The following is a 12,314-nucleotide window of genomic DNA, read 5'->3' as shown; positions in this document are numbered from 1 at the left end:
GGCCCGGTTGGCACGTGATGTGGCAAGGCGGAACGACGTGCGCGGAGTCCACACGGTGCGCAAAATGGCCTCCGCGCATCCCTTCGCACGGAGCCCCCCATGCGCCTCGCACAAGCCTTCCCAGCTCGTTCAGTCCTCGCCGTCCTGCTGCTGTCACTGATGGCCCTGGGTGGAGAGCCCGCGCGAGGACGACAACCACTCCTGCCCGCCATCCAGGCCTCGCAGGTCGTCACCGGGCTCCGCCAGTTCTCCCCCCTGCCGTGACGCCTCGCCCATGCGCAGGAAGAAACTGACGAACGAGGACACCTGGGCCCCCATCCAGGAGAGTCTCGACGCCTTCCAGCCCGCGCATCTCGCGGCCCGTCTCCGGGAGTACCTCGTCGACGCACCGACGCGCCGCGCGCGCCTCGAGGGTGTCGACGCGCTGCTCGCCGAGCACGCGGGGGCCTGGTACACGAAGGCCGATGTGCGGCTCGGTGACGAGTGCCTCGGCCAGGGCCAAGCGCCGGACGCGGACGTGGAGGGCCACATCCAGCGCATCCTCTCCGCGCTCGGCGAGGCCCACGCGTGGCTGTGCACGCTCGACACGTACTTCCGCTCGCTCGCGCTGCCCCTGGACGAGACGGATCGCACCGCGGTGTTGTCGGACGCGGTGCGGCGGGTCATCGCCCTCACCGCCGAGGCGAGGGGCGGCGCGGGCGCATGGGCCCACCCCGCGCACCTGGCCCTGGGCTGGTTGTTGGAATCCCAGGGCATCCGCCGGACCGAGCGCGTGGAACGGGCACTGCGCGAGGCCCTGGCGGACTTCGGGAGCGGCTCGCCCCCCACCGCCGAGCAGGCCCGCCGGGCCGCGAACACCATCGCCCTGGCGGCGGTGAAGGTGGACGTCCCGCTGCGTTACCGGGAGGAAGAGGTCTCCTGAAACCAGGCGGAGTGCACCGGGCTCAGGCCGGCTGGATGCCGAGCCGCTCGTCCCGGCGCCGCAGCCAGGCCACCAGGGGCAGCGACAGCAGCACCATCCACGCCTTGCCCAGCACCTGCCCCAACAGGAAGTCGAGACCGCCGAAGGCGAGCTGGAGGAAGAGGACACTGTCCACGACGAGGCCGACGAGGCTGCTGGCGAGCACGGCCAGCACCAGGCCCCGCCGCTGCAACGGGGTATAGACGGCGAAGTCGGCCAGCTCCGAGATGGCGAAGGCGCCGCTCGAGGCGACGACCAGCTGCGGCGGAGCGAGCACCGCCGAGAGCAACGCGCCCAGTCCGATGGCCAGCAACGTCCAGCCCTTGCCCAGCCGGCGCTGCACCAGGTCGCGCAGCACGAAGGCGATGCCAACGATGAGGACCCCGCTCGGAGCCAGGATGCCGGGCCCCACGGGAAGCAGGCAGGGACCAGTGCCCGGGCACACCACCCCGATGTGACCGATCATCCAGTTGGAGAGAGGAATCGAGGCCCCGAAGCCCGCCAGATAGAGGAACCCCTCGATTCGACGCTGTTCCATTGCGACCTGCTCCACGACGTAGGACCCGGGGGCCGAGCAACCCGGGGCGCGCGGCATAGCACGTTTCCCCGGAGCTGTCAGAATGGGCCCAAGATGCCCGCGCTCGATCGCGCCACCTTCGACGACTCCCGGTGGCCCATGCTTCACCTCTGGCTTCCGGGAACACTCCCCGCGCAGGGGCTCGAGGAGAGTCTCGCCGCCGTCAGCCGCTACCTGCTGCGCGGTGAGAGGTTCCTGATCATCATCGACATGAGCCGGGTGGGAATCATCCCCCTCGAGCAGCGCTGGCGTCTGGTGGAGTGGCTCGACGCGCACAAGCAGCCCCTGCGCGAGCGGATGATCGGCGTCGCCATCATCGTCGCCTCGCCCGTCGTCCAGCTGTCGGTCAGCGCCGTCCTGTTCGCCAGACCGCTCCCCTTCCCGAACATCTCCTGCCCGGATCTGTCCTCCGCGGAGGCCTGGGCGGCCAAACGCCTCCAGGAGGAGGCCGGGCACACCCAGGCCGGGAAGAGCCGCTGACGGCGACACCCGCTACATCATCGGCGCCGTCGTCTCGAGCTCCTGCGAGTCCAGCAACCCCGTCTGCTTGAGCAGCGGCTGGGTGCTGGGAGCGCGGCCACGGAACTCCTGGAAGACCTCCAGCGGGTGGCGGCTGCCACCGAGCGCGAGCACCGTGTCCCGGAAGCGCCGTCCGGTGCGGGCCAGCGCCTGCGAGTCGGCCAGCCCCGCCTCCTCGAAGGCGGAGAAGGCATCCGCGGAGAGCACCTCGGCCCACTTGTAGCTGTAGTAGCCCGCGGCGTAGCCGCCCGCGAAGATGTGCGTGAAGGAGCAGAGGAAGCGATCCTCCGGGAGCGGCGGGAGCACCGTGTTCTCCGCGGCCACGCGCTTCTGCACCTCGAGGAAGCCGGCCTGCCCGTCGCTTCCGGGCTGGTAGCGGTGGTGCAGCTCCAGGTCCAACGTGGCGAAGTACACCTGCCGCAGCGACATGGAGGCTGCCCGGTAGATGCGCCCGGCGCGAATCTTGTCCTGCAGGTGCTTGGGCAGCGGCTCACCGGTGTCCACGTGGCGCGCCAGCTTGGAGAGCGTCTCCTCGTGGAAGCACCAGTTCTCCATGAACTGGCTGGGCAGCTCCACCGCGTCCCACTCCACGTTGTTGATGCCGGCGGCCTCCGGGTAGTCCACGCGCGTGAGCATGTGCTGCAGGCCGTGACCGAACTCGTGGAAGAGCGTCTCCACCTCGCGGAAGGTGAGGAGCGCGGGCTTGTTGCCCACGGGCGGCGTGGCGTTGCAGACGAGGTAGGCCGCCGGCAGCCGCAGCCCGCCGTCGGGCTCGCGCTTGCGGTCGAGCGCGCCATTCATCCACGCCCCGCCGCGCTTGGAGGCCGGACGGCTGTAGGGGTCCAGGTAGAAGGCGGCGATGTCCTTGCCCGACTCGTCCGCCACGCGGAAGAAGCGCACGCTCGGATCCCACACGGGCACCTCGCCGTCGGCGGCGCGCACGGAGACACCGAAGAGCCGCTTCGCGGTGTCGAACAGGCCCTCCAGCACGCGCGGCAGCGCGAAGTACGGCCGGAGCTCCTCGTCGGTGTACGCGTAGCGCTCCTCGCGCAGACGCTCGGCCCAGAAGGGCACGTCCCAGAGCTTCAGCTCGAGCGAGGCCTGGCCCGTCTTGCGGCGCGCGTACTCCGTCAGTTCGGTGTGCTCCTTCCGGGCACGCGAGCGGGCGGCGTCGCGCAGCTCACCGAGCAGCTGCTCGACCGCCTGCACGCCGGGCGCCATCTTCGCGGCCAGGCTCACCTCGGCGAAGGACGAGTAGCCGAGCAGGCGGGCCTTCTCCCGGCGCAGGGTGAGGATGCGCTCGATGAGGGGCCCGTTGTCCAAATCCCCCGACGAGGCTCGGGTGACGAAGGCGCGGTAGAGCTTCTCGCGCAGGTCCGGCCGGCGCGAGTGCTCGAGGAAGGGCACGTAGCTGGGAGCATCCAGGGTGATGCGCCAGGGCCCCTTCTCGGGGGTGGGCTCGGGGGCTCCCTCGGCCAGCCCCTGCTTCGCCATCTGGGCGGCCATGGCGAGCGCGCTGGGCGGCAGCCCCTCCACCTCCTCGGGCTGCGTGAGCGTCATGGACCAGGCCTTGTTGGCGTCGATGACGTTGTTGGTGAAGCGGGTGGACAGCTCGGCCAGCTCGCGCTCGATGTCCTGGAAGCGCTCGCGGGCCTCGCCCTCGAGTCCCACGCCGGACAGCTCGGCGTCACGGATGGAGGCATCGACGATGCGGTGCTGCGCCGGGTCGAGTGTCTTCCACTCGGGCCCCTCGCGCAGGCCCTTGAGCGCCCGGTAGAGGGGAACGCTCTGGCCGATGCGCATGAAGGTCTCGACGACATCCCCCTCGACGGCGGCGTGGGCCTGGCGCAGCTCCGGGCTGTTCTGCACGCCCATGAGGTGGTTCACCACCCCCCACGCGAGCCCGATGGGCTCGGTGATGGCGGACAGGCGCGCCACCGTCGCCTCCCACGTGGGCTTCACGTCACGCTCGAGCGCATCGAGGTCGGCGTTCAGGCGCGCCAGCAACTCGCGGATGGCCGGCTCGACGTGCTCCGCGCGGATGCGGTCGAACTTCGGGAGTCCTTCGTTCTGAAGCAGCGGATTGTCAGCAATGGACGCAGTCATCACCCGCTGACGTTAGGGCAGCCGTTCGCCGTTGGCAGCAATCACGTGGGGGATGCCAGGCGGGCAGTCAGGGAGTGCACGTCCTCGGAGAGCCGGAAGCCTCCGGGATGTTGGAGCAGTTGACAGGCAACGGGGCGCACTGCACTCACACCGGGCCATGATCTCCCTCGCCCTCGCGGCCTCGCTCGCCGCCGCCCCCGCGCCCCGTGCCGCCACCTCCGCGGAGACCGTCGTCCATATTCCGCGCACGGACGCACTCCAGGGAGTCACCGCCTTCCTCGACCGGGCGGGACAGAGCGCCGCCCTGCTGCGGCCCGTCGTCTGGTATGCCGAGCTCCACCCCTTCCTCTCGTTCGACCTGAGCCAGCCGGCCACCCTCACCCGCCTGGGCATCGACCCCACCGGCCCCCTCACCGTCTCCGTGCGCGGGGGAGGCCGCATCTCCTGCACGCGTCTGACGGACCCGAAGGTCTTCCAGCAGAAGGCCGCGGAGATGCTGGTCACCGCGAGCGGCAAGGCCGAGGCGAAACCCACCACCTCCGGCGGGGTCACCACGGTGAGCGTGCCGCGCGAGTCCGGTGGCCGGGCCGGCTATGCCCTGAAGGGACAGGAGGCGTGCGCCTTCTCGAGCGCCAGCGGGGGCTTCGTGGACGACGGCCAGGGGCAGGTGCTGCTGAAGGAGGCCTCGCGGCTGGTGGGCAGGGCGCCCAGGCCGGACGCGCGGCTGGCCCAGCTTCCCGGCTCCTTCTACGTGCTCCTGCCGGGCCGCGGCATGGTGGTGGGCGTGGACGGAAGCGCCACCGGGTTGCGGCTGGAGGGCACCGCCACGCAGCTGCCCCTGCCCCCCTTCCAGGCCTCGGGAACGAGCCCCTACGGCGCGATGAAGCCCGAGGGGCTGCTCTTCTCGCGAGCGCGGGTGGCGCCGGCCGGGGTGTCCCAGGCCGTGGGCAGCGTGACCGCGAGCATCCAGCAGGTATGCCCCACCTGCCCTCCGGCCCAGGTGTCCTCGGTGGCGCGCGCGGTGGCCGAGCACCTCACCGGCCATGTGTTGATGGTGGTGGACAGCGTGAGGTCGCGCCCCAACCTGCGCACGCTGGAGGGCCGCTTCTTCGCGCCACGCCAGGCCCTCGCCGCCGAGGTGACGGACGCCGCGGCGGTGAAGAGTGCACTCGCGCCGCTGGCGAAGTTTCCCGGAGTGAAGGCGACGGAGGACGGATACGCACTGGAGGTGAAGGGCGGCACGCTCTTCCTCCGGTTGAAGGGCCGTCAGCTCGTGGTGGGCAATGACGAGGCGGTGAGCCGCTCGCTCCTGGCCGCGCTGCCCCAGGCGGGCGCGAAGCTCCCCCACGCGGTGGAGTACACCGTGGACCCGAAGCGGCTGGCGAGCGGGCTGAACCAGGTGTCGCTGCTGGACGTCGTCGCCGACAAGCAACTCGCCGGTCTCTTCGCCATGGGGCTCGAGCTGGGCCCACTGCTGAGCCGGAGCGAGCGCATCTCGGGCTGGCTCGACAGCACCAAGGGGGGAGCGCACCGCTTCTCCACCACCTGGACGCTGCCCGCCACGCCCTGAGACTCATTCCACGCGAAAGTTTTGCAAGCTGTCATTCTTGCAATCCCAAAAGCCAGGAAACAGACATGCGCGCGGGGCCACGCGCCCGAGGCTCCGAACGCCACTGATTGTGACAAGTGCGTGTCAACTTCCCGCTGAAGCAATGCATTGCGTCAAGGGCTGACAATCATCGCGATGCGTCATCGAGCACACGTGCTCGGCCCGGTAAAACCTTCATGACGCCGCGCTGACGAAACGGAATCACTGCCCCCGCGCGAGCAAGAATCAGCAGCCCTGGGCAAGCTCACTTATTTGCCCTATGCGTTCTTGTCTCTCGCGCACCACGGGGGCATGTGTATATTCAAGAAGACGCTCAGGCAGCGCGAGCCCCAAAGGGCGGTTTTGCAATGTCTGAGAATCCGCCAACATCATGACATTTAATGAAGCCCATCAAGCGGGAAGGGTTGTCAGCCCCACCTGCTACTCACATGGCCGGTGCGGACACGCATCCGTCATTCGGGAATAAAAAACAACCACCAGGGCTTCACGTGGTCGCTGGCCGCAATGAGCAAGCGTTTGCTTTTGTCATCATGAAGCACATCACCAGGGAGAGGTATACAACTATGAGAAAGTTGATGAACGGCGCGGTGTTCACCATGGCTTTGGCTGCGTCGGTCGTGAGCGCGCAGGCGGTTGCGCAGACCTCCGCCCCCGTGTCCGTGAGCTACACCTTCGCGCAGGGCGCGCAGGGCTGGACGGCTGGGTTCGCCGATCTTCCGACGGACTACCTCAGCACGGGCATCTACGAGACCGCCTTCGGGTGGAGCGCCATTCCGGATCAGTCCGGGGTGAACGGCCTGATGATCCAGAGCTCCAACCGCAGCGACGATGTCTTCATGTACATCACGAAGAAGATCGACGCCTCCGTGGGCCTTGCTCCCAACAGGCAGTACACCGTCTACCTGAACTTCGACCTCGCGACGAAGGAAGTCGAGGGCTCGTTCGGCATCGGCGGCTCACCGGCCAATTCCGTCTACGTCAAGGCCGGAGCCGTGAACTACGCGCCCGTCCTCAACGTGGAGGACTACGGCGGCTTCCCGTACTACATCCTCAACGTCGACAAGGGCAACCAGCGACAGGGTGGTGCCGACATGGAAACCATTGGCGACCTCGCCAAGCCCGACTCGGAGGTGGAGGGCTACCAGTTGAAGCACTTCGAGCACTCCTTCACCGTGACGACCAACGCCCAGGGTGAGGCCTACCTGATCATCGGCACCGACTCCGGCTACGAGGGCTTCACCAAGATCTACTACACGAACATCCAGGCCAGCTTCTACTAAGGCTTTGACTCACAACGCAGCACATCCATCACCCAGGAAAGGGAGTTCCATGAAGAAGCTGATGAGCAGCGCCGTGTGCGCCATGGCAGTGGCGGCCTCGTTCGTGACCGGGCAGACGGAGGCCCAGGCCACCGCGCCCGTGTCCGTGAGCTACACCTTCGCGCAGGGCGCGCAGGGCTGGACGGCTGGGTTCGCCGATCTTCCGACGGATTACCTCAGCACGGGCATCTACGAGACCGCCTTCGGGTGGAGCGCCATTCCGGATCAGTCCGGGGTGAACGGCCTGATGATCCAGAGCCACAACCGCAGCGACGATGTCTTCATGTACATCACGAAGAAGATCGACGCCTCCGTGGGCCTGGCTCCCAACAAGCAGTACACCGTCTACCTGAACTTCGACCTCGCGACCGACGCGCCAGGAGGCGGGTTCGGCACCGGCGGAGCACCGGCCGAGTCCGTTTACGTCAAGGCCGGGGCGGTGAGCTACGCGCCGACCCTCACGGTGGAGAACCACGGCAGCACCCCGTACTACGTCCTCAACGTCGACAAGGGCAATCAGGCGAATGATGGCGCCGACCTGCAACTCGTTGGCAACATCGCCAAGCCCGACTCGGAAGTGCCCGGCTACCAGCTGAAGCACTTCGAGCACACCTTCACCGTGACGACCAATGCCCAGGGCGAGGCCTACCTCATCATCGGCACCGATTCCGGTTACGAGGGCTTCACCCGGATCTACTACACGAACATCCAGGCCAGCTTCTACTAAGCGGGGCCTGAAACCACCGGGGCCGGAAACCGCTGAGCGTCCAGCAGCTTCCGGCCCCGATCAGGGATGACATGCCTTGCCCACTCGCGACACGCAGGCGCGCGGGAATGTCAGCCAGGAAGCGGTCCGGTCAGTAGAGGTTGTTCTTGTAGTCCTTCTCCAAGCCCTTCTGGAGGAGGCCGGTGACGCCGGGAACCGACAGGAGCGCGCCCGCCAGTCGGACCCCGAGGCCCTTGTCGCTGTTGAGCTTGAAGTGCGCGACGAACACCTTCGCCGGATCGACGCTCTCGGTCCGCGTCTGGAGGGGCCAGAGCCGGGCGCGCACGAGGGTGGGGCTCTCGCGCAGCTCGAGGGCCGGCTGGTCGATGCCGATGACCAGCGTCGGTGTCTTGCCCTGGACGGTGAAGCGCGCGCGCACCGCGTCCTCGCCGGTCGTGAGCCTCGCGCTCCCCGAGAGCTGGACGACGTGCGTGGAGCCGGGAATCAGGAGCGTGGCGGCGACGTGCGGCTGGACGACGATGTTGTGGAAGCTGTCCACCCGGCGGTTTCCCGGGCGATCGGCGAACCAGGCCCTGCCGTCCTGGAGACTCGCCATCGTGCCCGCCGGATCTCCCCGGGGGCTGAGGTCGGCGCGTCCCTGGGCGTCGATCGTCGCCAGCGCCATGAAGCGGCTGGCGGCCAGGAAGGTCTCGGCATCCCGTGGCGTGGCCACGCCAGGCGAGGCCGCCCAGAACTCCGAGCGGAGCAGTGCCTTGGCGCAATGGCCGTAGCATTCCTCGACCGTGACGCGCAGCTCGCCCTCGTCCACCCGGGCCACCCTGCCGTTGACGCGCAGGGTCTCGCCAATGCCGGGCAGCAGGAACAGCGAGCCGAACCCCATGCCCGGCCGGGCCAGTGTCGGGTCATCGAGCAGCGCGGTGGGCACGCGCAGCTCGTGCGCATCGCCCCCGGCGAAACCGGGGGAGCCGCCACCGAGGGTGACGCCGATGCGCGGAGCCTCCCCGAACCCGGCGAACATCACCGGCGACGCGGCGAGCCAGCGCAGCGCCCCTTTGTCCAGATGATCGATGACCTTGAGGTTCACCGGCGCCGGCGCCTTGCCGATGCGGGCTTCCAATTCAGCCACCGTGGTGATCGCGCCATTCATGAGAGGCTCCTGGGTTCGGGCGCGCCTCGAGGCCGTGCGCGCGGTGGGGTGTCTCCGTCCCTTCAACCTGCGCCGGATTCGCGCTTGACCGCAAGCCGCAACCCGGACAACTTGTTTCGAGATTCGGCCACAACCGCTGAACCGAGCCCGCATGCGCCTCCCGGACGGTGTCCCCCAGCACCTGGATGTCGATCCGGACGAGATCTCCCGGCCCGTCCTGGTGGTGGGGACGGGGCTGGTGACCGAAGGGCTGGAGCTGGACTTCCACACCCACCGCAAGGCCCAGCTGTTCTTCGTGAGCCGCGGCGAGGTGACCTGCGAGGCTTCCAACGCCCTGTGGCTCGTTCCGCCCCAGTCGGCGTTGTGGCTTCCCGGCGGGACGAACCACCGCCTCACGGGCCGGGCCCCGCTCGAGGGGCTCGCGCTGTTCGTGGAGCCCGACGCGGTCGCCACCCTGCCGAAGGAGTGCTGCGCGGTGTCCGTCAGCCCGCTGCTGCGCGAGCTGCTGCTCCGTGCCGCGGCGCTGCCCGTCCTGTATCCGCTCGACGGGCCCGAGGCCCGGCTGGTCACCGTGCTGCTCGATGAGCTGGCGGCGGCCCAGGTGGAGCAGCTGCGCCTACCCATGCCCACCGACGCGCGGCTCCGGCGGCTCGTCGAGCTGCTCACCGCCCATCCGGCGGACGGCGCCACCCTGAAGGACTGGGCGAAGCGGATGGGCATGAGCGAGCGCACCTTGAACCGCCTGCTCGTCCACGAGACCGGCATGAGCTTTGGCCGGTGGCGCCAGCGCCTTCACATCATCCTGGCGTTGCAATGGCTCACGCGGGGCGCCTCCGTGCAGAGCGTGGCCATGGATCTCGGCTACGAGAGCGCGAGCAGCTTCGTGACCATGTTCCGCAAGGCGCTCGGCACGTCGCCCGCGCGCTACATCACGCGGCGGCTCGACCCCGCCAGCGCGGGCGGTGGCGCTGACCCGCTCGCGGAGAGTTGAGTCTCATTTCAAAGGAGCGAGCCTCGTGACCGAGAGCGCCACCCCGGAGTCGTCGCCGTCGATCAGGGTGCTGTACATCGAGGACGACGAGTTCACCGCGACGCGCACCTCACGCTATCTCGAACGCCACGGGCTCTCCATCCGGTGGTTTTCCGATGGGCGGAGCGGACTGGCGGAGCTGATCCGCGAGGAGCCCGACATCGTCCTTCTCGATCTGCAGATCCCACAGATGGACGGCCTGCAAGTCTGTGCGGAGCTCCGGCGCAGGTCCGACGTCCCGATCATCATCATCACGACTCGCGAGGAAGAGGCCGATCGGGTCCTCGGGCTCGAAGGCGGAGCGGACGACTACCTCGTCAAGCCGTTCTCGACGCGCGAGCTCCTGGCGCGAATTCGCGCGCACGTTCGGCGAGCACGAGGACGCGCCGGACCGGAGTCCCCGGTGCTGCGGGTCGGGCGGCTCACGATCGACCCGAAGACCTATTCGGCGGCACTGGACGGCGAGCCGCTTCGCCTCACGACGTACGAGTTCGCACTTCTCAAGGCGCTCGCGGAACGGGCCGGGCGGGTGCCTTGGCCTGTCACTCGTGAGACGGATCGTCGAGGCGCATGGAGGCACGATCGAGCTCGCGCCCGCGGAGGACACGGGCACGCGTGCGACGATCCGCCTTCCGGCGGCGGCCTTTACAAATCCACACGATCCACGCATCCGCCGCTAACGGAGACGCGTGATGTTCCGCCCGTGCTTGGGTCAGTCGCTCCAAGCACGCTCGGTTGGTTCGCGACAAGGAACATCACATGAATCGATATGCCACTCTTGCCATGGTCGCCATCGGTCTGGCGGCCTGTGGGAACCCTGCCATCAAGGAAATCCGGGACGGGAAGATCGAAGGGACGATCGTGGACGGGGTCAGCAGTTACAAGGGGATCCCCTTCGCGGCTCCACCGGTCGGCGACCTGCGCTGGCGTGCTCCCGAGCCGGTGGTGCCATGGAGCGGCGTCCGGTCGGCCAGGGATTTCGCGCCGGCCTGCATGCAGGGCTGGCTCGGCGTTCTCCTGTCGGGAGGGCGAAGCGGCGTCAGCGAGGACTGCCTGTACCTGAACGTCTGGACACCGACAGACGAGCCTGACGCGAGGCTGCCCGTGCTCGTGTACATCCACGGGGGGGCATTCACCGGTGGGACCCCTGGCATCCCCGCCTTTGACGGAGAGCGGCTCGCCCGCGAGGGCAACATCGTCGTGGTGACGATTCCCCACCGGCTCGGAGCCCTCGGCTTCCTGGCATCCCCGGAACTGAGTCGCGAAACGGGCCACGGCTCGGGGACCTGGGGGCTCCAGGATCTCGTGGCAAACGCGCCGCTCCGGCCGAGGCGCGGGAAGCGCCTGCGCCTCGTGCACTCGAGGCAGCCCCCTCCCCGCCGCTTTCCGGCGGCGCGGCAAGGAATGCGCTCTCGATAAACGTGGCCAACCTCCTGCTGAGCGTGGTTTCCCTTTTCGGATGCGGCGCCAGCGGGGTTGTATCTCGCCCCAGGAGCGCAGTTCGCGCTGACGACGGAGGGAAGCCACCTGGCGCTCTCGGCTGACGCGGGCTACCGCTGGCTATTCGCATCAGGGTTCACGATCGCCGTCCGGCTCACCCTCGATTTGGGTTGGGCGCTCTGACGCAGCAGACGACATGTGTTCAAGCAACAACTGGAATACTCCATGCATAGATACAACAAGACCCACAGTTTTTGTTCTCAACGGTGGTGACGCTACTGCTCGGAGGGTGCACCGTCCCCTACGCCACCCTCCCCCGAGGAAACAGCCCAGCAACGCTGTGAACTCCTCCGCGGGAAGGCCCTCGACGGCGTCAGCATCACCGAGGCGACGCCTCTCTTTGCATCTTTAACGGTCACCGTCATGGTAGCCGCTTGTGGTAGCAGCGGCGGCCGAACGGTGGAAAACATTCGTACTCTGTCGAACCACGCAGACCTCGTCTCAATCGAGATCGTCGAAGTCGAACAACATCTACCGCACCATCTCACCGGGGGTGCTGCGCAAGTGGTTCGCATCCGGCCTCAGCGGCACGGGAGGAGAGGGAGGCGTGTCCACTCCCGAGCCACCCGTTCCCCAGTCGGAGGGCACCTCCGGCAAGGGCCAGCCCAGGAAGAGCGGCCACCCCCGGTAGTACTCCGGGTGCTCTTGCAGGGGCCCAGGGGGCTCGGGAGTCGCGGGCCCGGCATGGACATGGGTCTCCTCCGGTGGGGGAGGTGAAGCCCCTCTCACCGAGGGAGGCGTCCGCACGAGGACGTAGATGAGGATCGCGCTCAAGAGTCCCATTACCACGATGCTCCACGTGCGAACGCTCCTGTCCAT

Annotated in this window: 13 protein-coding genes and 1 pseudogene; 10 read left to right on the top strand and 4 right to left on the bottom strand. The window is 68.2% G+C overall.

The window, feature by feature from the left end; all coding sequences use genetic code 11:
- Window positions 1–99 precede the first annotated feature (99 nt).
- Entirely contained in the window at window positions 100–264 is a 165-nt protein-coding gene (locus JQX13_RS24220) for a hypothetical protein (RefSeq protein ID WP_203411286.1), read from the top strand.
- 10 nt (window positions 265–274) lie between these two features.
- A complete protein-coding gene (locus JQX13_RS24215; protein WP_203411285.1) occupies window positions 275–922 on the top strand; it encodes a hypothetical protein in 648 nt (215 codons plus the stop codon).
- A 22-nt stretch (window positions 923–944) separates the two neighbouring features.
- On the opposite strand, the gene JQX13_RS24210 is transcribed toward JQX13_RS24215, so the two are convergent.
- Entirely contained in the window at window positions 945–1,499 is a 555-nt protein-coding gene (locus JQX13_RS24210) for a VUT family protein (RefSeq protein WP_203411284.1), read from the bottom strand.
- 93 nt (window positions 1,500–1,592) lie between these two features.
- Here JQX13_RS24210 and JQX13_RS24205 point away from each other — a divergent pair, with 93 nt between their 5' ends.
- Entirely contained in the window at window positions 1,593–2,018 is a 426-nt protein-coding gene (locus tag JQX13_RS24205; RefSeq protein WP_203411283.1) for a hypothetical protein, read from the top strand.
- Window positions 2,019–2,030: 12 nt separating this feature from the next.
- Here the strand turns inward: JQX13_RS24205 and JQX13_RS24200 are convergent, their stop codons facing one another.
- Complete coding sequence (locus tag JQX13_RS24200; protein ID WP_203411282.1) at window positions 2,031–4,163, bottom strand: M3 family metallopeptidase; 2,133 nt, start codon at window positions 4,161–4,163, stop codon at window positions 2,031–2,033.
- Between the two features lie 157 nt (window positions 4,164–4,320).
- Between JQX13_RS24200 and JQX13_RS24195 the strand changes: the two genes are divergently transcribed.
- From JQX13_RS24195 to JQX13_RS24185, 3 genes are all read left to right on the top strand, one after another.
- Window positions 4,321–5,733 (top strand): hypothetical protein, encoded by a 1,413-nt coding sequence (locus tag JQX13_RS24195; RefSeq protein WP_203411281.1) that lies wholly within the window; start codon window positions 4,321–4,323, stop codon window positions 5,731–5,733.
- 602 nt (window positions 5,734–6,335) lie between these two features.
- Window positions 6,336–7,052 carry a hypothetical protein gene (locus JQX13_RS24190; RefSeq protein ID WP_203411280.1) on the top strand — a complete coding sequence of 239 codons (717 nt, stop codon included), beginning with the start codon at window positions 6,336–6,338 and terminating at the stop codon, window positions 7,050–7,052.
- A 49-nt stretch (window positions 7,053–7,101) separates the two neighbouring features.
- Entirely contained in the window at window positions 7,102–7,818 is a 717-nt protein-coding gene (locus JQX13_RS24185) for a hypothetical protein (RefSeq protein ID WP_203411279.1), read from the top strand.
- A gap of 130 nt (window positions 7,819–7,948) precedes the next feature.
- Here the strand turns inward: JQX13_RS24185 and JQX13_RS24180 are convergent, their stop codons facing one another.
- Window positions 7,949–8,965 (bottom strand): pyridoxamine 5'-phosphate oxidase family protein, encoded by a 1,017-nt coding sequence (locus tag JQX13_RS24180; protein ID WP_203411278.1) that lies wholly within the window; start codon window positions 8,963–8,965, stop codon window positions 7,949–7,951.
- Window positions 8,966–9,116: 151 nt separating this feature from the next.
- Here JQX13_RS24180 and JQX13_RS24175 point away from each other — a divergent pair, with 151 nt between their 5' ends.
- The 4 genes and pseudogenes from JQX13_RS24175 (at window position 9,117) to JQX13_RS24160 (ending at window position 11,414) form a co-directional block, all read left to right on the top strand.
- The gene (locus JQX13_RS24175; RefSeq protein WP_203411277.1) at window positions 9,117–9,956 is read left to right on the top strand and encodes a helix-turn-helix domain-containing protein; all 840 of its coding nucleotides are present in this window, start codon (window positions 9,117–9,119) and stop codon (window positions 9,954–9,956) included.
- Window positions 9,957–9,981: 25 nt separating this feature from the next.
- Window positions 9,982–10,527: pseudogene (locus JQX13_RS24170) on the top strand (response regulator transcription factor); the annotation flags it as partial.
- Between the two features lie 16 nt (window positions 10,528–10,543).
- Window positions 10,544–10,675, top strand: coding sequence for a hypothetical protein (locus tag JQX13_RS56455; protein WP_430384217.1), 132 nt, complete (start codon window positions 10,544–10,546; stop codon window positions 10,673–10,675).
- 79 nt (window positions 10,676–10,754) lie between these two features.
- Window positions 10,755–11,414, top strand: a complete 660-nt coding sequence (locus JQX13_RS24160; protein ID WP_203411276.1) for a carboxylesterase family protein — start codon at window positions 10,755–10,757, stop codon at window positions 11,412–11,414.
- A 552-nt stretch (window positions 11,415–11,966) separates the two neighbouring features.
- Here the strand turns inward: JQX13_RS24160 and JQX13_RS24155 are convergent.
- Window positions 11,967–12,314, bottom strand: coding sequence for a hypothetical protein (locus JQX13_RS24155; RefSeq protein WP_203411275.1), 348 nt, complete (start codon window positions 12,312–12,314; stop codon window positions 11,967–11,969).

It is taken from the genome of Archangium violaceum (assembly GCF_016859125.1).
Taxonomy (GTDB): Bacteria; Myxococcota; Myxococcia; order Myxococcales; family Myxococcaceae; genus Archangium; species Archangium violaceum_A.
Note: the sequence above shows the minus strand (reverse complement) of the source record. Positions and strands in the feature narration are given on the sequence as shown.

Bases quoted from the DNA above. Each gene is read 5' to 3' on its own strand.
- JQX13_RS24160 (WP_203411276.1), top strand. From the start codon at position 10,755: ATGAATCGATATGCCACTCTTGCCATGGTCGCCATCGGTCTGGCGGCC.
- JQX13_RS24220 (WP_203411286.1), top strand. From the start codon at position 100: ATGCGCCTCGCACAAGCCTTCCCAGCTCGTTCAGTCCTCGCCGTCCTG.
- JQX13_RS24215 (WP_203411285.1), top strand. From the start codon at position 275: ATGCGCAGGAAGAAACTGACGAACGAGGACACCTGGGCCCCCATCCAG.
- JQX13_RS24200 (WP_203411282.1), bottom strand. From the start codon at position 4,163: ATGACTGCGTCCATTGCTGACAATCCGCTGCTTCAGAACGAAGGACTC.
- JQX13_RS24180 (WP_203411278.1), bottom strand. From the start codon at position 8,965: ATGAATGGCGCGATCACCACGGTGGCTGAATTGGAAGCCCGCATCGGC.
- JQX13_RS24155 (WP_203411275.1), bottom strand. From the start codon at position 12,314: ATGGACAGGAGCGTTCGCACGTGGAGCATCGTGGTAATGGGACTCTTG.
- JQX13_RS24175 (WP_203411277.1), top strand. From the start codon at position 9,117: ATGCGCCTCCCGGACGGTGTCCCCCAGCACCTGGATGTCGATCCGGAC.
- JQX13_RS24210 (WP_203411284.1), bottom strand. From the start codon at position 1,499: ATGGAACAGCGTCGAATCGAGGGGTTCCTCTATCTGGCGGGCTTCGGG.
- JQX13_RS24190 (WP_203411280.1), top strand. From the start codon at position 6,336: ATGAGAAAGTTGATGAACGGCGCGGTGTTCACCATGGCTTTGGCTGCG.
- JQX13_RS24185 (WP_203411279.1), top strand. From the start codon at position 7,102: ATGAAGAAGCTGATGAGCAGCGCCGTGTGCGCCATGGCAGTGGCGGCC.
- JQX13_RS24205 (WP_203411283.1), top strand. From the start codon at position 1,593: ATGCCCGCGCTCGATCGCGCCACCTTCGACGACTCCCGGTGGCCCATG.
- JQX13_RS24195 (WP_203411281.1), top strand. From the start codon at position 4,321: ATGATCTCCCTCGCCCTCGCGGCCTCGCTCGCCGCCGCCCCCGCGCCC.